The sequence below is a fragment of the Enterobacter sp. MGH 16 genome, from assembly GCF_000493175.1.
Taxonomy (GTDB): Bacteria; Pseudomonadota; Gammaproteobacteria; order Enterobacterales; family Enterobacteriaceae; genus Enterobacter; species Enterobacter roggenkampii.
On the sequence record NZ_KI535695.1, the window covers coordinates 1,890,189 to 1,911,639 of the forward strand.

17 protein-coding genes are annotated in these 21,451 nt (G+C 59.7%); 4 read left to right on the forward strand and 13 right to left on the reverse strand.

Annotated features, from left to right (window positions below; genetic code table 11):
* Position 1 precedes the first annotated feature (1 nt).
* From L362_RS13790 to nasR, 7 genes are all read right to left on the reverse strand, one after another.
* Positions 2 to 1,408 carry a YchO/YchP family invasin gene (locus tag L362_RS13790; protein WP_023344356.1) on the reverse strand — a complete coding sequence of 469 codons (1,407 nt, stop codon included), beginning with the start codon at positions 1,406 to 1,408 and terminating at the stop codon, positions 2 to 4.
* 47 nt (positions 1,409 to 1,455) lie between these two features.
* Entirely contained in the window at positions 1,456 to 3,981 is a 2,526-nt protein-coding gene (locus tag L362_RS13785) for a nitrate reductase (protein ID WP_023344357.1), read from the reverse strand.
* Positions 3,978 to 7,964, reverse strand: a complete 3,987-nt coding sequence (gene nirB, locus L362_RS0122975) for a nitrite reductase large subunit NirB (RefSeq protein ID WP_023344358.1) — start codon at positions 7,962 to 7,964, stop codon at positions 3,978 to 3,980. The genes L362_RS13785 and nirB overlap by 4 nt, the downstream gene beginning before the upstream one ends.
* A gap of 13 nt (positions 7,965 to 7,977) precedes the next feature.
* On the reverse strand, positions 7,978 to 8,766 hold the full coding sequence (locus L362_RS13780; RefSeq protein WP_021240347.1) for an ABC transporter ATP-binding protein: 789 nt from the start codon (positions 8,764 to 8,766) through the stop codon (positions 7,978 to 7,980).
* A 9-nt stretch (positions 8,767 to 8,775) separates the two neighbouring features.
* On the reverse strand, positions 8,776 to 9,654 hold the full coding sequence (ntrB, locus tag L362_RS13775; RefSeq protein ID WP_008499525.1) for a nitrate ABC transporter permease: 879 nt from the start codon (positions 9,652 to 9,654) through the stop codon (positions 8,776 to 8,778).
* A 2-nt stretch (positions 9,655 to 9,656) separates the two neighbouring features.
* Positions 9,657 to 10,904, reverse strand: coding sequence for a CmpA/NrtA family ABC transporter substrate-binding protein (locus tag L362_RS13770; RefSeq protein ID WP_023344359.1), 1,248 nt, complete (start codon positions 10,902 to 10,904; stop codon positions 9,657 to 9,659).
* 228 nt (positions 10,905 to 11,132) lie between these two features.
* Entirely contained in the window at positions 11,133 to 12,317 is a 1,185-nt protein-coding gene (gene nasR, locus L362_RS13765) for a nitrate regulatory protein NasR (RefSeq protein ID WP_023344360.1), read from the reverse strand.
* A 72-nt stretch (positions 12,318 to 12,389) separates the two neighbouring features.
* Here nasR and L362_RS13760 point away from each other — a divergent pair, with 72 nt between their 5' ends.
* The 3 genes from L362_RS13760 to L362_RS13750 all read left to right on the forward strand — a co-directional run bounded on the left by L362_RS13760 (position 12,390) and on the right by L362_RS13750 (position 15,085).
* Positions 12,390 to 12,743 carry a DsrE/DsrF/TusD sulfur relay family protein gene (locus L362_RS13760; protein ID WP_023292217.1) on the forward strand — a complete coding sequence of 118 codons (354 nt, stop codon included), beginning with the start codon at positions 12,390 to 12,392 and terminating at the stop codon, positions 12,741 to 12,743.
* Between the two features lie 106 nt (positions 12,744 to 12,849).
* Complete coding sequence (locus tag L362_RS13755) at positions 12,850 to 14,634, forward strand: methyl-accepting chemotaxis protein (protein ID WP_023344361.1); 1,785 nt, start codon at positions 12,850 to 12,852, stop codon at positions 14,632 to 14,634.
* Between the two features lie 211 nt (positions 14,635 to 14,845).
* On the forward strand, positions 14,846 to 15,085 hold the full coding sequence (locus L362_RS13750; protein ID WP_008499520.1) for a DUF1883 domain-containing protein: 240 nt from the start codon (positions 14,846 to 14,848) through the stop codon (positions 15,083 to 15,085).
* A gap of 29 nt (positions 15,086 to 15,114) precedes the next feature.
* On the opposite strand, the gene L362_RS13745 is transcribed toward L362_RS13750, so the two are convergent.
* The gene (locus L362_RS13745) at positions 15,115 to 15,810 is read right to left on the reverse strand and encodes a gamma-glutamylcyclotransferase (RefSeq protein WP_023344362.1); all 696 of its coding nucleotides are present in this window, start codon (positions 15,808 to 15,810) and stop codon (positions 15,115 to 15,117) included.
* 177 nt (positions 15,811 to 15,987) lie between these two features.
* Positions 15,988 to 16,218 (reverse strand): putative cation transport regulator ChaB, encoded by a 231-nt coding sequence (gene chaB, locus L362_RS13740; RefSeq protein ID WP_008499518.1) that lies wholly within the window; start codon positions 16,216 to 16,218, stop codon positions 15,988 to 15,990.
* Positions 16,219 to 16,487: 269 nt separating this feature from the next.
* On the opposite strand from chaB, the gene chaA reads away from it, so the two are divergent.
* Positions 16,488 to 17,588: a sodium-potassium/proton antiporter ChaA gene (chaA, locus tag L362_RS13735; RefSeq protein WP_008499517.1), complete on the forward strand. Its 1,101-nt coding sequence runs from the start codon at positions 16,488 to 16,490 to the stop codon at positions 17,586 to 17,588.
* Positions 17,589 to 17,703: 115 nt separating this feature from the next.
* On the opposite strand, the gene kdsA is transcribed toward chaA, so the two are convergent.
* The 4 genes from kdsA to prfA all read right to left on the reverse strand — a co-directional run bounded on the left by kdsA (position 17,704) and on the right by prfA (position 21,438).
* Entirely contained in the window at positions 17,704 to 18,558 is an 855-nt protein-coding gene (kdsA, locus tag L362_RS13730; RefSeq protein ID WP_008499516.1) for a 3-deoxy-8-phosphooctulonate synthase, read from the reverse strand.
* Positions 18,559 to 18,594: 36 nt separating this feature from the next.
* Positions 18,595 to 19,404, reverse strand: a complete 810-nt coding sequence (gene sirB1, locus L362_RS13725; RefSeq protein WP_023344363.1) for an invasion regulator SirB1 — start codon at positions 19,402 to 19,404, stop codon at positions 18,595 to 18,597.
* A 121-nt stretch (positions 19,405 to 19,525) separates the two neighbouring features.
* Positions 19,526 to 20,356: a peptide chain release factor N(5)-glutamine methyltransferase gene (gene prmC, locus L362_RS13720; protein ID WP_023344364.1), complete on the reverse strand. Its 831-nt coding sequence runs from the start codon at positions 20,354 to 20,356 to the stop codon at positions 19,526 to 19,528.
* Positions 20,356 to 21,438, reverse strand: coding sequence for a peptide chain release factor 1 (prfA, locus tag L362_RS13715; RefSeq protein WP_008499513.1), 1,083 nt, complete (start codon positions 21,436 to 21,438; stop codon positions 20,356 to 20,358). Before prfA ends, prmC begins: the two co-directional genes overlap by 1 nt.
* Positions 21,439 to 21,451 lie beyond the last annotated feature (13 nt).

Sequence of the window (21,451 nt, forward strand, 5' to 3'; positions counted from 1 at the left end):
ATTACTCCTCCGGCAGCAGCTTCCAGCGCGGGTCGTCATCAGGCAATGCGACCAGCGGCTGCACCACAGCAAGCGTGATCTCATTGGACGAGACGCGCTGGCCTTTCTCATCTTCTACCACCGCCGAGAGGTGCCAGCGGTTTGTCGCACCTTCCTGTTCATTCCAGGCAGGTATAATCACGCTCCAGCCGTCTGCGCTGTTACTTTTGGCCGGCGACGTCAGGCTCAATGCCTGCGTATCCCCCTGCCAGTGGATCTGACGGATGCCGTGCGTGCTGCGAACCTGCAGCTTCAGCATAACGGTCTCGCCCCCTTTCAGATCCCACGGCGGCGTGGCCAGCCAGACGGACAGCGTTTTACGCTGGCGGAACTCCATCACCGGCAGGCTAGTGCGCTCCGGTGAATCGTAGCGGCTGCCGCGCAGGGATCGCGTCGCGGCAACCTCATCGACGGAAAGCTGCTTAGCCAGCGGCACGCCAAAGCGGTAGTTGAGCTTCAGCCCAAGGTTATTCTGGCTCTCGCCGCTTTCGCCCTGCTTGTGCCCGGCGGTCAACGTGACCAGCGGCACGGGGGTATAGTTAAGCCCCAGATTGACCGCAACCGGGTTGTGGTACCCGGTTCCACTGTTGAACAGGTCAACGTTATCGCCAAAGTACTGCTCAACGCTGACGCTGGTGTTCAGGTGATGAAACCACGGCAGCCAGGCTTTAGCGGTCACGTCATATCCGCGCGCCATGCGCTGCTCCTGAACGTCAGATCGCGCGCGCCATCCGGCAAAGGGCTGATAGTAGTTCGCTGAGAGGCGCAGATTTTCCCCCCACGCTTCCGCTCCCAGCCCGGCACGCTGCAGGTTTTCATCCAGAAGATTATCGTAAAAGGTGTTGTAGCCCAGCAGCCATTTCCCGGCGACCCAGCGCTGACCGATTCCGGCGTTACTGACCAGGCCATCCGTCTGCTGCGTCAGGCCAAGCTGGCTCCAGCTGAGGTAACGGTTAGTATCATTCCACGGAATAAACCAGCTCCCGCTGCTGCCGTTAAATTTGCCGTCATTATCCACCAGCACGTTCACGCTGGCGTTTCCCCAGGGCGACAGCCAGGACTCAATCTGCTGGTTCACTTCCCCGCTTACCGCGTCGCGCACCTGACCAAAGGCAAACTGACGCGCCTGCTCGCCGGTCGTCAGCCCGTTGTCGGTCATGCTGGCTTCACCGAAGGCTTTCGCCATTTCGGCGAGGTGTTTCTCCCCTTCGCCCGTTGGCGCCGCCAGGCCGAGATCGGGCAGACTATCCCCATTATTATCAAAGGGGTGCTGCGCCTGATGCATAAAGGAATTAGGCGCACCGTGAACGGCTCCGGCCGTAAGAAGGGGGAGTAAAAACAGCAAACGAATGCGGGACGATACAACCATCAACGTCGTCAATAAGAACCTGTGTTTATGAATAAACTCTTATTATGTTAACGCGATAAGCCCTGAAATGCAGTTCTGGCGGACATTTCAGGATTATCCTGAAACAGCCCTTTCAGCTCCGGCACGCAGGAACCACAGTTCGTACCACAGCGCAGCTTCGCCCCCAGCGCGGTGACGGAATCACACCCTCCGGCAATCGCCTCCCGTATCGCCTCTTCCCCGACGCTGAAACAGCTGCAGATAATGCGTCCCGGATCCATCGCCTTCCCGACGCTCTGCCCGTTCAACAGGGCGTGGCGTTCTGCGGGCAGCACGGGGGGTGAATGAAAAGCGGCTTCAATCACCGTATGCGCCAGCGCCGGTAACGCGGTACCTTCCCAGAAACCCAGCATAAGCTGGCCTTCATGCCAGGCCAGCACGCTGCTGCGTTCACCGGTCTGCGCAACCTGCAGCTGCCAGCCCCGGCCGCTGGCGTATTCCATTACCCACGACAGCAGTGGTTTATCGCACGCCACCGTCAGGCGTGAAGCTTTACGCCACCAGTAAACCGAAGAGGGCATTTCCAGCCCTTCGCGGGCATAGAGTTCTCCCTGCCAGACGGGCTGCCAGGGCTGGATTCTGACGGCGGTTTGTTTACTCTCCGGCTGGCCCGAAACCGGATCGCAGCGCCCTTCCACCAGCGCATTCACCTTTCCCTGGCGGGCAAACGCAGCGTTCCAGTGCATCGGGGCAAAAGCGTTCCCTTCACGCTGGGCGTCGCTGATGCGCACTCTTGCTACCATGACGCCGCGCGGCGAACTGATGCGCGCCAGCTGGCCGTCGCACAGGGAAAACCGAACGGCGTCTGCGGGGCAAACCTCAACAAAGGGTTCGGCAATATGCTGCATCAGCCTTGCCACATATCCTGTTCGCGTCATGGTATGCCACTGATCGCGGATGCGCCCCGAGTTGAGAATCAGCGGGTACAACGCGCTGACCGTCGCACCGTGCGACTGTGGGTCAACGGGAACAATGTTTCGGCACGGGAAATCCCCCCCAGGCCACTGCCAGGGCTCAAGCCGCTCCCACTCCTCACGGGTAAGCGTAGCCAGGTCATGAAGGTTTAACGCCCGCGCGCCGTCATTTTCAAAGGCCGTCAGCGCCGCATGCTCGCAAAAAATCTCGTGGGGATGCAGCCAGGCAAAGGCGTCACCGTGCCCCAGCCGTTTCGCCACCTGCGCGACGATCCACCAGTCCGGCTTTGCCTCACCGGGCGCGGGCAGAAACGCGCGCTGGCGCGAAATGCGTCGCTCGGAATTGGTCACCGTCCCGTCCTTCTCTCCCCAGCCCAGCGCCGGAAAGCGAATATGGGCAAACCGGCTGGTGTCGGTATCATTCATCACCTCAGAGACAATGACCAGCGGGCAGTGCCCCAGCGCCTGACACACCGCGTGGCTGTCCGGCAGCGAGACGGCAGGATTGGTGCCCATGATCCACACCGCCTTCACCTCGCCGCGGGCAATGGCGTCAAACAGCTCCACCGCCATCAAGCCCGGCGTCTGCGCAAGCCGTTCCGTTCCCCAGAAACGCGCCACCCGCGAGAGATCGTCCGGCTCAAAGTTCATGTGCGCCGCCAGCTGGTTTGCCAGCCCGCCCACCTCTCTTCCGCCCATCGCGTTTGGCTGTCCGGTCAGCGAAAACGGGCCGCAGCCCGGACGGTTAAATTTCCCGCTGGCAATGTGAACGTTAATGATGGCGCTGCACTTGTCGCTGCCGCTGGAGGACTGGTTGATTCCCATGGTGTAGAGCGTGATGGCCCGGGGCACCGTCATAAACCAGTCGTAAAACGTACCAATATCCTGCGGCGAGAGGCCGCAAAACGCCGCCACGCGGGATATCGGCCACGCGTCCGTTCCCTGAATGACATTAAGCAGACCGACGAACAGCCCGGCGTCGCTGCCGGGAGTGAGCGCCAGATGCAGGTCAGCAATATCACAGGAGGCGGTTCTGCGCGGGTCGATGACCACCACTTTCATCTGCGGATTGTTGTGCTTTGCCTGCACCAGCCGCTGATAGAGCACCGGATGCGTCCAGGCCGCGTTTGATCCCACCAGCACCACCAGATCGCTGTTTTCCACATCCTCGTAGCTGCACGGCACGACGTCTTCACCAAAGGCGCGCTTGTAGCCAACGACTGCCGATGACATGCAGAGCCGGGAGTTGGTATCAATGTTCGCCGCGCCGATAAACCCTTTCATCAGCTTATTGGCGGCGTAATAATCCTCGGTAAGCAATTGTCCGGACGCGTAAAACGCCACCGCCTGCGGCCCCCATTTGTCGATAATGTCCTGGAGGCGCTCGCCTGCCGCTCCCAGCGCCTGCGCCCAGGCCACCTCAGCACCGTCAACAACGGGGCGCAGCAATCGCCCCTGTAACCCCATTGTTTCCCCCAGGGCCGATCCTTTCACGCACAAGCGGCCAAAGTTTGCAGGGTGGGTTTCATCCCCCCGAACGCTGACCGTTTCACCGTCCACGCGGGCGACCACGCCGCAGCCGACCCCGCAGTAGGGACACGTTGTCCGGGTTTCCGTCATGAGGCCTCCGCACGCATTACCAGGGCATCATTACCGACCCACACCTTGCCGTTCTCAATTTTGACCGGCCAGGCGCGCACCGCGGGTTCGCCGTTCTCCACCTGACAGCCGTCGCGCAGGCGGATACGCTGCTTGTAGAGCGGGGAGATCACCACCGGCTCCCCCGCCGCATCGCCAAGAATGCCGCGGGAAAGCACGTTCGCGCTGCTGCCAGGCTCCCGATCGTCGAGGGCGTAAACGGTTTTGCCAAAGCGGAACAGCGCGATCGGCTTACGCCCAAGCCGCGCGCCGATTCCCGCCTGCTCGGGGATATCGTCGATGCCGCAGATTTCCTGCCAGCGCTTGCTTTCAACAGACGGCGCGACGTTCACCGCCGTGCGGAACAGCGCCAGACGGTTCGGATCGTTAAGCGTGGTTTGCCATTCGCACTGGTAGGTTTCCACCACCCGGGCCATCTCCTGCTCCAGCTCGTGGGCGATGCCCAGGCTGTCGTTGAGGATGACCTCCCGCAGGTAGTCGAGACCGCCTTCCAGGTTGTCCATCCAGGTGCTGGTGCGCTGCAGGCGATCCGCCGTGCGGATGTAGAACATCAGGAAGCGATCGACGGTGCGGATCAGCGTGTCATCATCAAGATCGCTGGCGAAGAGATCCGCATGGCGCGGCTTCATGCCGCCGTTGCCGCACAGGTAGAGGTTCCACCCCTTATCGGTGGCAATCACCCCTACGTCTTTACTCTGCGCCTCGGCGCATTCGCGGGTACACCCTGAGACCGCCATTTTGATTTTGTGCGGTGCGCGCAGGCCTTTGTAACGGTGCTCGAGCCTGACCGCGAGGCCGGTGGAGTCCTGCACGCCGTAGCGACACCAGGTCGACCCGACGCAGGATTTCACCGTGCGGAGGGATTTGCCGTAGGCGTGCCCGGTTTCAAATCCGGCTTCCACCAGCGCCTGCCAGATCTCCGGCAGCTGTTCCAGCGTGGCGCCAAACAGGTCGATACGCTGGCCGCCGGTGATTTTGCTGTACAGGCTGTAGCGTTTTGCAATCTGGCCGATGGCGATCAGCCCGTCGGCGGTCACTTCCCCCGCAGGCATGCGCGGCACGATGGAGTAAGTACCGTCCTTCTGGATATTGGCGAAGTAGCGGTCGTTGGTGTCCTGCAGCGGCAGGTGTGCCGGTTTCAGCAGATACTCGTTCCAGCAGGAGGCGAGCACTGACCCCACCAGTGGCTTACAAATTTCGCACCCGTGTCCCTGACCGTAGCGGCTAATGAGCTGGTCAAAGGTGCGGATATGGTTGACGCGCACGAGGTGGTAAATCTCCTGACGCGAGTACGGGAAGTGTTCGCAGATGTCCTTTTTCACCTCCACGCCCTGCGCCGCCAGCTGGAACTCCATCACCTGCTTCACCAGTGCGCTACATCCTCCGCAGCCGGTCGCCGCTTTGGTGCACTGCTTAATCGCGCCGATATCCGTTGCGCCCGCACTTACCGCCTGACAGATATCGCCTTTGCTGACGTTATGACACGAACAGATTTGTGCGCTTTCCGGCAGCGCTGCCACGCCGAGCGCTTTTGGCGCACTGCCTGACGACGCGGGTAATATCAGCGTTTCCGGCTCTTTTGGCAGGACTATCCCGTTGAGCATCATCTGTACCAGCGTGGCGTATTCGCTGGCATCACCCACCAGCACGCCGCCGAGCAGCGTTTTGCCGTCGTGGCTGACCACGATTTTCTTGTAGATTTGCTGCGGGCCGTGCGTCCACTGGTAGCTCAGCGCCCCTGGCATGCGGCCGTGAGCGTCGCCGAACGAGGCCACGTCCACGCCCAGCAGCTTGAGTTTGGTGCTCATATCCGCGCCGGCGAAGGTTTTCTCCTCTCCAGCCAGCGCGGCGGCGGCCACCCTCGCCATCTGGTAGCCGGGCGCAACCAGCCCGAAGATTTTCCCTTCCCACAGGGCGCATTCACCAATGGCCAGCACGTCCGGATCGGAGGTCTGACAGCGGTCGTCAATGCCGATCCCGCCGCGTTCGCCGATAGCCAGCCCGCTGCTGCGCGCCAGCGCGTCCTGCGGACGAATGCCGGCAGAAAAGACCACCATGTCTGTTTCAAGCTGTTCGCCATCGGCAAAGCGCAGCACCAGGCCGCCGTCCGCGGCGGCGATCTCCGTCGTTGCTTTACTGGTATGCACACCGACGCCCAGCGCCTCGATTTTCTTGCGCAGCATCGCCGCGCCGTCGTTGTCGAGCTGGACCGCCATCAGATTGGGCGCAAACTCCACCACGTGAGTTTCCAGCCCGAGCTGCTTCAGGGCATTCGCCGCCTCCAGCCCCAGCAGCCCGCCGCCAATCACGACACCGCGGCGTGAGCCCGCCGCATGCGCCGCAATCTTGTCCAGATCGTCAAGGGTGCGGTAGACAAAACAGCCCGGCAAATCGTTGCCCGGCACGGGCGGCACGAACGGGTATGAGCCGGTCGCCAGCACCAGTTTATCCCAGTGGGTCTCATGCCCGCTGGCGCTACGCACCACGCGCGCGTCGCGATCGATAGCGACAATCTGCTGCGACAGGCGCAGCTCAATGCCGTTGTCGGCAAAGAAATCCCCCTCCACCAGCGAAAGCGACGCCGCGCTGCGGCCGCCAAAATATTCCGACAGATGCACGCGGTCGTAGGCGGCATAGCGCTCCTCGCCAAAGACAACGATCTGATACTGCTGATGCAGATTGCGGTTAACGCAGTCTTCGAGGAAATGATGGCCGACCATACCGTGCCCAACCACCACCAGAGTAGGTTTTGTCATAGCGTTCTGTCCTGCAACCTGCGGTTGCGTAGTGAAACGATCGAACAGCCAGTCCGCGTGCGCGGGCGCAGCCGTTGCCAGTAAATCGGTAAATGTCGCCGCGCTGCGGCAGTCCCCCATCAGCAGCACGCCAGCCAGCGCCCCCTGATGGATCAGTAAGCGACGATAGTGACGGGCCAGCGGATCCCATGCGCTCCAGACCACATCGCCCTCCTGCTCTGCCGCGCGACCGAGGCTGAACAGCTCCACGCCGGTCACCTTGAGGCGCACGCCGTTGTCGGTCAGGGCAAACGGCGCGGTGACGTCTCCGGCCAGCCGCGCGGCGAGGATATCCGCCTGCGCCAGACAGGGGGCGACCAGGCCAAACGTCTGGCCGTCAATTTCACAGCACTCGCCAATGGCGTAGACGTCCGGCACGGAGGTTTGCATCTGGTGATCCACCACGATGCCGCGCGCGCAGCGAATGCCGCTGGCCTGCGCCAGCACGACGTTGGGCTGCACGCCCGTCGCCAGCACCACGCGCTCGGCGGTGACGCTGCGTCCGTTCAGCAGCGTCACGCTATTCCCGTCAATCGCCTCGATGCCAGAGGCGAGCTCACAGCGCACGCCCCGCGCCGCCAGCGCCTCTTCCAGCAGCACGCCCGCCTTCTCATCCAGCTGCTGCTCCATCAGCCACGGACCGCGATGAACAAGGGTGACGTTGTCCCCTGAGCGCGCCAGCGCTGCCGCCGTCTCAACCCCGAGCACGCCGCCGCCCAGCACTACCGCCGGACCGGCGATCGCCCGAATGGCCCGGATATCCTCCAGGGTACGGAACGTGAAGACATGCGTCGCATTGCAGCCGGGAATTGGCGGAACAAAGGGCGTTGATCCGGTGGCAAACACCAGCGCATCCCAGCCCAGCGTGCGGGCGGTGGTTTGCACTTCCCGCGTGTCCACATTCACGGCGAGCGCCTTTTCGCCCCGCAGCACCGTCACGCCCCGTTCCTGGTACCAGTCGTCATTCTGAAGACAGATGCCCCCAGCCGTTTTTTCACCGCCCAGCACCGGCGAAAGCTGGATGCGGTTATAGGCATGCTCCGGCTCGTCACCGATGACGGTAATGGCGAAACGATCGGCAGCACGCCCGGTGAGCGAGGCAATCAGCCGCGTGGCCGCCATGCCATTTCCGATAATGACCAGTCGCATCAACGCCCCCTCGCTACGCCGCTTTCGGCTGCTTTTCGTAGAGGAAATGCAGGATCTGCTGGCGCATGTGGTGATAGCGGCTGTCGTCGGCCAGCTGCACCCGGTTACGCGGGCGCGGCAGGTCAACGTGCAGGATCTCCCCGACGGTCGCCGCCGGGCCGTTGGTCATCATCAGCACGCGATCGGAGAGCAGCACCGCTTCGTCCACGTCGTGGGTAATCAGCACGATGGTGGTGTTCAGCGCCTGCTGGATCTGCATCACCGAGTCCTGCAGATGGGCGCGCGTCAGCGCATCCAGCGCGCCGAAGGGTTCATCCATCAGCAGGACTTTCGGCTTCATCGCCAGCGCGCGGGCTATCCCGACGCGCTGCTTCATGCCGCCGGAGATCTCCCCCGGGCGCTTGTGCAGGGCGTGCCCCATCTGCACGCGGTCGAGGTTGTGCTCAATCCACTCCCGGCGCTCCGCCTTGCTCATGCTGTGGCGAAACACGTGATCTACCGCCAGGGCCACGTTGTCGAAGCAGGTGAGCCACGGCAGCAGCGAATGGTTCTGGAATACCACCGCGCGCTCCGGACCCGGCCCGGCAATTTCGCGGTTGTCGCAAATCAGCCCGCCTTCCGTCGGCAGCGTGATCCCAGCGATAAGGTTCAGCAGCGTCGATTTACCGCAGCCGGAGTGCCCAATCAGGCTGACGGTTTCGCCCTCATGGATATCAAAGGAGACGTTCTGCAGCGCCAGAAATTCGCCGCTGGCGGTGGAAAAACGCTGGCTCACGGCCTGGACCTGGATTAATGGTTTCATGTTCGCTCCTTATTTTTCCTGCCAGCTAAAGCGACGGGCGATCAGCATCAGCCCCTGCTCCAGCAGCAGCCCGACCACGCCAATGATGACGATGGCGATGAGAATGTTTTCGACGTTGAGGTTGTTCCACTCGTTCCAGATCCAGAAACCGATCCCTAAACCGCCGGTCAGCATCTCGGCGGCGACAATCACCAGCCAGGCGATGCCAATGGAGAGGCGCACCCCGGTCAGCACCGCGGGCAGTACCGCCGGGAAGAGAATGCGGCGCATGATGGTCCACTCGGAAAGCTGCAGCACCCGGGCCACGTTGAGGTAGTCCTGCGGAATACGGCGCACGCCTTCGGCGGTGTTGATCACCATCGGCCAGATGGAGCAGATAAAAATGGTCCAGCTCGACGCGGGCTCCGCTTTCTGGAACAGCAGCAGGCCGATGGGCAGCCAGGCCAGCGGGCTAACCGGGCGTAACAGCGCGATCAGCGGGCCGAACATGCGCGAAAAAAAGGTGAAGCGGCCAATCAGGAAACCGAGCGGGATCCCGGCGAACGCGGCCAGGCCAAAGCCCACCGCCACGCGCTGTAATGAGGCGAGCACGTTCCAGCCGATGCCCATGTCGTTTGGCCCGTCGCGATAAAACGGATCGGCAAACAGGGTAATAGCGGAATCGAGCGTGCTGAGCGGCGTCGGGAAACCTTTGCTGTTAATCGCCGCCAGCTGCCAGAGCACCACCAGCAGTCCCAGCCCCAGAAAAGCCGGAATGATGCGCTGAAGGATCGCGTTAATCCGACGCGCAAACGTCGGCGTACGGCGGCGAACCTGCACCGGAGGCAGGACAATCACCTCTCCACTCTCCGGCGTCTCGTGTGATTTTGTCTTTTGCAGATGCTGCATAATCAGGCCCCTTTACGGTGAATGGCGAAACGGCTGGCGTATCCTTCCGGGTCGGTACCGTTCCAGACGGTGCCGTCCATCAATGTGCTGCTGCGTAGTGGTGAAGTCGGTGTGGTAATGCCCCCCACCGCCGTGGCGGCATCCTGCCAGACCGCCGTCTGGTTAATGCGTTGTGCGATGCCCGCATAGTCCGGGGCGGCTTTGAGCAAGCCCCAGCGGCGGAACTGGGTTAAGAACCACATGCCGTCGGAGAGATACGGGTAGCTGACGGCCCCCTCGTTGAAGAAGCGGATCGGGTGCGCGTCCTGCCAGCGCTGGCCCAGGCCGTTGTCGTACTCGCCGAGCATGCGTCCGGTGAGATACTGCTCTTTGCAGTTGAGCCACGCCCGGCGGGAGAGGATCTGCGCGGTTTCGCGTTTGTTTTCCGGGGAGGCCTCAATCCAGCGCGCCGCCTCCAGCACTGCGCTCACCAGCGCCCGGGCGGTGTGCGGGTTTTTCTCCACCCAGTCGCGACGCGTCCCGAGGATTTTTTCCGGATGGTCGGCCCAGACAGACTGCGACGTGGCGGCGGTAAAACCGATGCGGTCGTTGATGGCACGCGCGTTCCACGGCTCGCCGACGCAAAAGCCGACCATGTTGCCAATGCGCATGTTCATCACCATCTGCGGCGGCGGCACCACCACCGTGCGCACGTCGTCAAAGGGGTGAATGCCCGCGCTGGCCAGCCAGTAGTAGAGCCACATGGCGTGCGTCCCGGTCGGGAAGGTGTGCGCGAAGGTATAGGTGCCAGGCGCCTGCTGCCCAATCCGCTTTTTCAGCCCGTCAAGGTCATGAACGCCCTTCTCTGCCAGATCGCTGGATAGCGTAATCGCCTGGCCGTTCTGGTTGAGGGTCATCAGGTTAGCCATCTGCTGTGGCTTGCCGGCGATGCCCAGCTCCAGTCCGTACAGCAGGCCGTAGAGAATGTGCGCGGCATCGAGTTCGCCCGCCACCAGTTTGTCGCGCACCGCCGCCCAGCTCGCCTCTTTGGTGGGCACGATGGTAATACCGTATTTTTTATCAAACCCTTTCAGCGCCGCGATAACCACCGGGGCACAGTCGGTCAGCGGGATAAACCCGATGCGCACTGTTTCCTGCTCCGGTTTATCCGAGCCTGCCGCCCATGCGGCCTGCATGACACCCGGCAACAGCATTGCACCACTCGCCAGCATGCTGGCCTGCAAAAAACGCCGTCTCGACAAATCCGCCATGACCACTCCTGAAAAAAAACCAAAAAAAAGCGCCCACGGTGCCGAAGCACCAGTGGACGCCTTTATCCCGAAGACGGATGCACCGCCATTGGCGCATCGTCAAAAATGGTTAATCTGATAATGCAAAGTGAATGCCAGGTTTTAACACACCGTTTCTTGCGGCGCTTACCGTTATTCCCTCGCCTTTACGCACCGCAAACAGGCATAAAATGCCCACTGACCGTGCAGCTACTCCTTTGGTGTTACCTGCCATACATTCTTCACCATGAGCAGCGCGCGGGCGATATCCACCATCCTTTGGTTTTTGTCCATCGCCATTTTGCGCAGCGCCGTCCAGGCCTGTTCCTCACTCATATTCTGGTGGGTCATCAGCACGCTCTTCGCTTTATCAATGATTTTGCGCTCTTCAAGCGTATCGCGCAGCGACGCAAGCTGACGTGAGAGCTGCTCTATCTCGCGCGCCTGCTGGCGAACCAGGGTAAGCAACGGTTTTTCCGGATAGCGGATCGGCGGGTCATCCTGTTCATCGCCGGGGAGCGCGTACTCATCGTCACGGTGAATGCATTCGTCCACCGCGACCATCAGATCGGCGATGATCGTCTCCTCCAGCGTGCGCAGATGCTCAAGGCGCGCGGTTTGCAGAGCAAACCAGGCCAGCGCGGTAAGGCCGTTATCGGCGGCGGGCTGGCGGGTACAGGCCACGCGCCGGAGCTGCTCCGTTTCACGATCGGGCTGACAGTGCATTGAAAAGGTGGTCTGAACGTCAGCGGAGCTGTGTGAGAGAAAGATCTCAAAGCAGGCCTGCTGCCCGTCAATGCGGTCAACCAGCCTCTGACGAGTCACATCATCGAAAAAACCCTGCGTGAAGCCAATCGCCCCCAGCGCACGCTCCTGTCCCGCCAGCTCCTTGCCCTGCATCAGGCTATAAAGCGCGACAAAACGTCCTGCGATTTGCGGATCGTCAATGCTGTCATTAAGCTGCGGCACGATACTGAGCAGATGGCGAAGCATGCGGGAGTAGTGTTCCATCGCCTGGGGTGCCGTTACCGTCTGCTGAATCACACCGTCACGCAGCGCGGGAAGCGTCTCCAGGCTCAGGAGCGCGCCGCCGATGCGTTCACAGACGGCACTTCCCGGAATCGGCGACTGTGTTTCAAGAATGGCGTAAAGGGCTGAGAGGTTTTCATCCACCAGCGCCCGGCTGGCTTTGCATTCGGGAGCGTACAGCTTGCCCTGTGAGCAGAGCCAGACGTTGGACGCCCCGCGCTCGCACTGTAACATGTGCACCAGTTGGCTAATGCCGTGCACAAGCACGCCCAGCTGTGCCAGCTTGCTGAACTGCTCCTGGCGCATCATCTTTGCGCGCGTGAGCCATTCGGCAGCGCCTGGCGAAATGCCTGCCATTAATGTCATGCTTACTCTCCCGGACAGCGAAACTCCGGAGAATTAAGCAATATTCGTGCCTTTATAAGAACAGGAGTCAACATGCAGAAGATTGTGATCGTCGCCAACGGTGCGGCCTACGGCAGCGAATCCCTTTTCAACAGCCTGCGCCTGGCGATCGCGTTACGTGAAAAAGAGAGCGATCTGGCGTTACGCCTCTTTTTAATGTCGGACGCCGTCACCGCCGGGCTGAAGGGACAAAAGCCGGCCGAGGGCTATAACATTCAGCAGATGCTGGAGATCCTGACCGCACAAAACGTGCCGGTGAAGCTGTGCAAAACCTGCACCGACGGGCGCGGCATGACCGGACTGCCGCTGATTGATGGCGTAGAAATTGGTACGCTGGTTGAACTGGCCGAGTGGACGCTGTCCGCTGATAAAGTATTAACTTTTTAATAATAAACCCGTAAAAATATTATTTTCTTATGGACGCGGTTTCAGCATCAAGTTTACCTGCGGGGTTGCCGATAGGCATGGAAACAACACAGCAGGTATTTCACTTATGTTCAGATCGATTCGTGCACGCATCATCGCGGCGACGGCAGGCTGTCTGGTCGTCGCCCTTCTCCTCAACACCGTTATTAACTTCCAGGTCACACGCCAGGATAACCAGCAGTCCCAGCGCGATATTCTGACCAGCACCAGCGCCAGCCATAACATGGCGATTGCCGACTGGGTAAAAAGCAAGATGACGGTGATCGCCTCTGCCCAGACCATTGCGCTGAGTGACGACCCGGTTCCGGTGTTTAAACAGCTTGCGCAGGCGGGTGGATTCACCAACGTTTATGTCGGCTACGCCAGCAAAACGGCGAAATTCTCTGAGCCCGCGGGCGTACCTGCGGATTATGACCCGACCATTCGCCCGTGGTATCAGCAGGTGGTCAGCACGGACGGCCCGGTCGTCACCGCGCCTTACGTTGATGCCGGTACCGGTAAACTGGTGGTGACCTTCGCCGTGCCGGTGAAAGAGAATGGCGCCCTGAAAGCGGTGGTGGCGGGCGATGTGGCCATGGACAGCGTGGTGGCGAACGTGCGCGGGATCCATCCAACTCCGTCCAGCAGCGGCTTGCTTCTGAACAGTGACGGCAGCGTGATTGCGGCTAACGATCCGGCTCTGACGCTTAAACCGTTTGCTGAGACCATCAAAGGCATCGATTTTGCTGCGCTGAAAAGCGGTAACCTTGTCGACGGTACGCTGAACGACGTCGAAAAAACCTTCGTGGCAACCGCCGTGCCGGGCACAAACTGGCTGCTGGTCGTCGCCCTCGACAGCGGTGACGCCACCTCCGGCATGCGTTCCCTGCTTAAGGCCTCGGCGATTTCGCTGGTGATCCTGGCGCTGCTGAGCGCGGCCATTGTTCACCTCCTGATTGCCCGTCTGCTGAAGCGCCTGTCGGACATTCGCGACGCGATGCACAACATTGCCAACGGGACTAACGACCTGTCGCAGCGTCTGCCTGACAGCGGTGAGGACGAGGTGGCGCAGATTGCCCAGGCCTTTAACGCCTTCAGCGATAAGCTGTCGGTGGTGATGGTGCAGCTCCGTGATGCCAGCGAGTCGGTGAAAAACGCCGCTCAGGAGATTGCGGCGGGTAACCAGGATCTCTCCGGACGTACCGAGCAGGCGGCGTCCAGCCTGCGCGAGACGGCCAGCGCCGTGGAGCAGATCACCGCCTCCGTGACCCAGTCGAACGAGTCGGCGGCAGAAGCGAACGACCAGGCGAGCAAGGCCTCTGCGGCCGCGGCGCGCGGCGGCGAGGTGGTATCCCAGGCGATCAGCACCATGCAGTCCATCGAAGTCGCGTCGGCTAAAATTGGCGACATCACCAGCGTGATTGACGGCATCGCGTTCCAGACCAACATTCTGGCGCTGAACGCCTCCGTCGAGGCGGCCCGTGCCGGGGAGCAGGGGCGCGGGTTTGCCGTGGTGGCGGGCGAAGTGCGTAACCTGGCGAGCCGTAGCGCCCAGGCGGCGAAAGAGATCAAATCGCTGATTGATTCCACCACCGACAGCGTGGCCACCGGCTCCCGCTACGTGCATCTGGCCGGGGAAAGCATGGATGAGATCCGCTCCAGCATCGGCAGCGTCTCCGGCATCATGCGCGAAATCTCTATCGCCACCAGCGAGCAGATGAAAGGCATTCACGAGATTAACCACGCGGTGACCCACCTCGACCGCATGGTCCAGCAGAACGCCGAGCTGGTGGTGCAATCCGCCGCCGCCGCGGGCGCCCTGCAGAGCCAGGCGGGCGACCTTGCTGAAACCGCCGGCCATTTCCGCATTTAATTTTCTACTGGCGCGCGTTTAGCGGGTAAAACGCGCGTCAGCTGAAATTTTGAGGAATTTTGTCATTTTTGTTTAATCGTTATGCCATTTTTTGATCAAAATCAGCATCCCTCCCCCTCCCCTTTGGTGTTATGCCATGAGTGAATTGTGAACAACATCACGCTCGGATATGGCTGCAGGGAGAGCGTTGTTTAAGACTACGGGGTAAAAAATGGCACTGGTAAAAACAAGTTTGAAACTGTTTGGCGGGGATACGGTAGTGGTGCGTTGCTCAGAGCGCTGCCGTATTCATCTGATGAGTGCGAAAGCACAAAAACAATCCCAGGCGGATATTCTCACCGTGCAGGATGATAACGCCTGGCTTACCGTGCCGTATACCGGCACCTGGGATGTGCTGATCGACAGCCACAGCCAGTCGCTGGAGCATTCTGTCAGTTACGTAGCAGCTTAAATTACGCGCCCGGCCAGCCGGGCGTATTATCAGGCAAAACCCGGTCGCAGCGTGCCGTTGAGCGGGTTTCCTTCCAGCAGCGCCTTCACCTTCACCACCAGCTCATTCAGACAATCGTCCTTCATGCCGAGGCGGGTCAGCTCTTGATCGAGAGAGAAGAGATACTGCGCGTTGGTACCCAGCGGCCCGCTGGCGGCGGCAATTAACGGGGCAATCACCTGCGTGCGGGTGTCCGCTTCATACAGCGGATGGCGCGGGTCCATAATAAACACCAGCGCATTGACGGTGCGTCCGTCGTCCAGCTCCAGCTTACACCAGCTCGGCATGTAGCAGCCGGTGATCATCTCACGCTTCCAGAGCAGCGTAAGCTCCTCTTCCAGGGTGGCATCCGGGAGGCGATACGCCACGCCCGTGGTGCGTCCGCCCTCTTTCAGTGCAAGCATACGCCCGGGCTGGCACGCGCTGCCGCGTCCGGCCGTCAGGCGCAGGCAAAATGCGCGATGCCAGCCGGGCAACGTGCCCGTTGCCGATTCGACAAATTCGAGCGCCGGGTTCCACATCAGGGAGCCGTAGCCAAAAATCCATACCGGGCCATCATCCGGGCGGCAGGCAAGCGTGGCAGCGAGCGACGCCGCACGTTGTTCAGCTGACCAGAGAAGCGATTCCTCAATAGCACCAAATGCCGTCTTACAATCTGCCTTCATTAAGAAATCACGCGTTAACACTTTCCACCTCCGCCACTGCATGCTTCCTTGCGACATCTGTAATTCGCCTTCCCGGCCTTAGGTGCTGGTCATTTTGCCAGCAGTTGAATAACGATAAGCAATTAGCGGACCAGTTGCAATACAACGGCAGTTCAACCGCCTGAAAAGTCAAAATGAAGGCAGCGAATTATTTCAGGGCTATTTCTTTTTATGCCATTTATCGTCGTCTCCTTTTTCATATTCATGTTTTACGGCGGCCCAGGCGACTTTGTGTGCCGTCTCTTCACGGCTGGCATCATCCCGGCGATCGTCCTTATCTTTGTACTGATCCCAGGCACTGTTAAACGCCTCTTTGTAGATATCCTGCGCGTGAGCGGGCAGCACGTTTTGCACATTATCGGGTAATTCGCGTTTCGTTTTATAAGGCATCACTCACCTCTCTTTTGGTTAAAGAGATAAGTGTGGACGACGATATGGCAGCGTGCCACCCACACTTCATTTATGAATGATCAAAACATTAAATTATTGTTATTTAACAAATATTTTTAGAACATGGTGAATTACAGGAATCAGGCGTGATAATTATTAAAAAAGGTAAAATTAAGTAAAAAATAAAGGGCATTTAACAGAGATCTGTTAATTTAATGACCTCAAAAATCTATCTATAATTACAAGCACCTGCATTGATGGAGAAGCACATGACAGCAACACACGAGGCGGTAAAGACCCGCCACAAGGAGACGTCTCTCATTTTCCCGGTTCTGGCACTGGCTGTGCTGCTCTTCTGGGGAAGCAGTCAGTCACTGCCAGTGGTGGTTGGTATCAATATTCTTGCCCTGGTCGGTATCTTAACCAGCGCATTTAGCGTCGTTCGCCATGCGGACGTACTGGCCCACCGTCTGGGCGAACCCTACGGATCGTTAATTCTCAGCCTTTCCGTTGTTATTCTCGAAGTCAGCCTGATTTCCGCGCTCATGGCCACCGGCGATGCCGCGCCGACGCTGATGCGCGACACGCTCTACTCGATCATTATGATTGTGACGGGCGGCCTGGTGGGCTTCTCTCTGCTGCTGGGCGGGCGTAAATTCGCGACCCAGTATATGAACCTGTTCGGCATTAAACAGTATCTGATTGCCCTCTTCCCGCTGGCGATTATCGTGCTGGTCTTCCCGATGGCGCTGCCGGGTGCCAACTTCTCCACCGGTCAGGCGCTGCTGGTTGCGCTGATTTCCGCAGCCATGTACGGCGTGTTTCTGTTGATTCAGACCAAAACGCACCAGAGCCTGTTCGTGTATGAGCATGAAGACGACAGCGACGACGATGACCCGCACCACGGTAAGCCGTCGGCCCACAGCAGCGCGTGGCATACGGTTTGGCTGATCGTGCATCTGATTGCGGTGATTGCCGTCACCAAGATGAACGCCAATCCGCTGGAAACGCTGTTAACCGAACTGAACGCTCCGGTCGCGTTTACCGGTTTCCTGGTGGCGCTACTGATCCTGTCCCCGGAAGGGCTGGGGGCGCTGAAAGCCGTCTTAAACAATCAGGTGCAGCGCGCCATGAACCTGTTCTTCGGCTCCGTGCTGGCGACCATTTCACTCACCGTGCCGGTGGTGACGCTGATTGCCTTTATGACCGGTAACGAACTGCAGTTCGCGCTGGGCGCGCCAGAAATGATTGTGATGGTAGCCTCGTTGCTGCTGTGCCAAATTTCGTTCTCAACCGGACGCACCAACGTGCTGAACGGGGCGGCGCATATGGCGCTGTTTGTGGCTTACTTGATGACAATTTTTGCGTAGCCTTTTTGCCCAGCGGCGCTTCGCTTGCAGAGCCTACGGGTTTTGTAGGCCGGGTAAGCGAAGCGCCACCCGGCAATATGCCCCATAAAAAAACCCGCCGAAGCGGGTTTTTTTATTATTTGCTGGTATCCAGCTCATCGAAGCTCTTGACCAGATCGTCAATTGCTTTGATCTGTTTCAGGAACGGCTCCAGCTTATCCAGCGGCAGCGCGGATGGGCCGTCGCATTTTGCGTTATCCGGATCCGGGTGCGCTTCAATGAACAGGCCAGCCAGGCCGGTTGCCATACCGGCGCGCGCCAGTTCGGTCACCTGAGCACGACGGCCGCCGGACGCGGCGCCAAACGGGTCGCGGCACTGTAGCGCGTGGGTCACGTCGAAAATCACCGGAGACTGATTAGAGACGTTTTTCATCACGCTGAAGCCCAGCATATCCACCACCAGGTTGTCATAACCGAAGTTGGAACCACGGTCGCACAGGATAACCTTGTCGTTGCCACCTTCGATAAACTTATCGACGATGTTGCCCATCTGACCCGGGCTCACGAACTGTGGTTTTTTCACGTTGATCACGGCACCGGTTTTCGCCATCGCGGCAACCAGGTCGGTCTGGCGAGCCAGGAACGCCGGGAGCTGAATCACGTCAACCACGTCTGCCACCGGCTGCGCCTGAGCGGCTTCATGCACGTCGGTGATCACTTTCACGCCAAAGGTCTGCTTCAGCTCCTGGAAAATCTTCATCCCTTCTTCCAGGCCCGGGCCACGGTAAGAATTGATGGAGGAGCGGTTGGCTTTGTCAAAAGAGGCTTTAAACACGTACGGGATGCCCAGCTTCTGGGTCACGGTCACGTAGTGCTCGCAGATACGCATGGCGAGGTCGCGGGATTCCAGTACGTTCATGCCGCCAAACAGCACGAACGGCAGGTCGTTTGCTACCTTGATATCACCAATGCTAACCACTTTTTGTTTCATAGGATCGCCTTATTCAGGTGTGAATCGGAATTAAGATTAATGCAGTGTAATTTGCTTGTGCGAGATCGCGTTGATCTGCGCACGAATCATTTCGCTAATAGGATCTTCCGGACACTGCTCGACGAAATAGCTCAGATCGTTCAGCGCCACGTGCTCACAATCGAGCTGGGCATAGATCAACCCACGGTCGCGAATTTCGTACGGGTCTTCCGGATTAAACTGCAGCAGCACTTCGCTGGCGCGCAGGGCCAGCTCCATCTGACGCTCTTCCATTAACGCAGACTTCAGCGTATCCAGCAGCTTGCGGATCACTTCTGCGTTATCCGCCTCGTCGAGATCTTCGTTGAAGAGCTCAGCCACCGGGCTGATATTGCCTTTCAGCCACACGTTCAGCGTATGTTCATCCAGCGTATCGCCGTTGAAGGGATTAATGAGCCACATCTCACCGTCCAGCCACTCCGCACGCAGGATCATCTGCGTCGGAAAAATGACCGGCACCAGTGGAATATCCAGGCGATGCGCAACCCAAAGCAAAATAGAACCCAGCGCAACGGCGCTCCCCTGACGATTTTTTAAGACCTGGTCCAGCCATAATGCGTCAGACAGGCGATACACGCCCCGCGTGTCGCAGAAACCCCATTCGCCGTAGAAAAGCTCGAGCAGCTTCTCTAATTGCCAGTCCTGCGGGCGCGCCTGATTGATCTCTTCACGCGCCAGGCTGACCAGATTCTCCAGCTCATCGTAGACGTACTGCGACGTAAAATCGTCGCGGATCATCTCAGAAATCAGGATCATGCCATCGCAAAGCGGCACTTTATTAAATTCGAAATCGGCTAAGGACTTCATGACTTACCCCAGTAACGACCGAGCGTACAGCGACGCCCGGGCGAGATAAAACTCAAAACGATGTAGATGATAACGCCAAACCGCCTTTCAGTCAGCCTTACGCCTTTATCAGTACCTGCGCTCATAACCACTGCCCCAGCGTCAGGCGTTCGTTGCCGCCGTAGTCGCGGCAGGTTTTGACACTGGCGTAGCCCGCCTCGGTAAAGAGCGCCCGCACGGCTTCCCCCTGCGTCCAGCCATGCTCCACCAGCAGCCAGCCGCCGGAAAGCAAATGTTGTCGTGACGTTGTCACAATGTGATCAAGGTCGGCTAAACCCTCCCTGGCGGCGACCAGCGCCGTCAGCGGTTCGAAGCGCACATCCCCCTGCGCAAGGTGCGGGTCATGCTCGTCAATATAGGGCGGGTTACTGACAATCACTCCGAACGTCTGCTTCTCCAGCGCGCTGAACCAGCTGCTTTGCAGCACCGTCACGTTGGTCAGGCCAAGACGTTCCACGTTACGCTGCGCCAGCGCCACCGCGTCGGGCATCACATCTACCGCCGTGATCGCGCAGTCGGGCCGTTCGGTAGCGAGCGCCAGGGCAATAGCCCCGGTCCCCGTTCCGAGATCGAGAATGCGGCAGGACGATGCGGGTAAGCGCGCCAGCGCCTGTTCAACCAGACACTCGGTGTCGGGACGCGGGATCAGCGTTGCCGCCGAGACGTAAAGCGGTAACGACCAGAACTCGCGCTCGCCGACCAGGTGCGCCACCGGCTCGCCGGTTTTACGGCGGGCAAGCAGCGCGGCGAGCCGGGCTTCCTGTTCAGCAGTCAGTTCGGTTTCGCCGAAGGCCAGCAGGTACGTGCGGGCTTTACCCGTCACATGCTCAAGCAAAATTTCGGCATCGCGTTTCGGGCTTTCGCTTTCGGAAAGCTCACCGGCAGCCTCACGTAACCAGCGCTGAAAATCCATTATTCCTGCTCGGACAGTGCCGCCAGCTGGTCGGCCTGGTATTCCTGCACGATAGGCTCAATCAGCATATCCAGCTTGCCTTCCATTACTTCGTCCAGACGGTACAGCGTCAGGTTGATGCGGTGGTCAGTCACGCGCCCCTGCGGGAAGTTGTAGGTGCGGTTACGGTCGCTGCGATCGCCGCTGCCCAGCAGGTTACGACGCGTAGACGCTTCCGCCTGCTGGCGTTTCGCCATTTCGGCCGCGTGGATACGCGCGCCCAGCACGGAGAGCGCTTTGGCTTTGTTTTTGTGCTGGGAACGCTCGTCCTGACACTCCACCACGATGCCGGTCGGCAGGTGGGTAATACGAATAGCGGAGTCGGTGGTGTTAACGTGCTGACCACCCGCCCCGGAGGAGCGGAAGGTATCAATACGCAGGTCAGCCGGGTTGATGTCCGGCAGCTCCGCTTCCGGCAGCTCCGGCATCACCGCCACCGTACAGGCGGAGGTGTGGATTCGGCCCTGAGATTCGGTGGCCGGTACGCGCTGCACGCGGTGACCGCCGGATTCAAACTTAAGACGGCCGTACACGCCGTCGCCGCTGATCTTGGCGATAACCTCTTTGTAGCCACCGTGTTCGCCTTCGTTGGCGCTCATGATCTCCACGCGCCAGCGACGCGATTCGGCGTAGCGGCTGTACATGCGGAACAGATCCCCGGCAAACAGCGCCGCTTCGTCCCCGCCGGTCCCGGCGCGGACTTCCACGAACGCGTTGCGCTCGTCGTCCGGATCTTTTGGCAGCAACAGCACCTGAAGCTGCTGCTCCATCTCCTCAGAACGCGCTTTCGCATCCTGCAACTCTTCCTGCGCCATCTCGCGCATTTCAGGATCGTCGAGCATCATCTGCGCGGTTTCGATATCGTCCTGAACCTGTCGCCAGTCGGTAAAGCATTTAGAAACATCACTTAACTGCGCGTATTCACGTGAAAGTGCGCGAAAACGTTCCTGGTCCGCAATGGTCCCGGCATCCCCGAGCAGCGCCTGGACTTCTTCATGGCGCTCGTGCAGAGCTTCCAGTTTAGCGACGATAGAAGGCTTCATAGGCGTAAGTGCA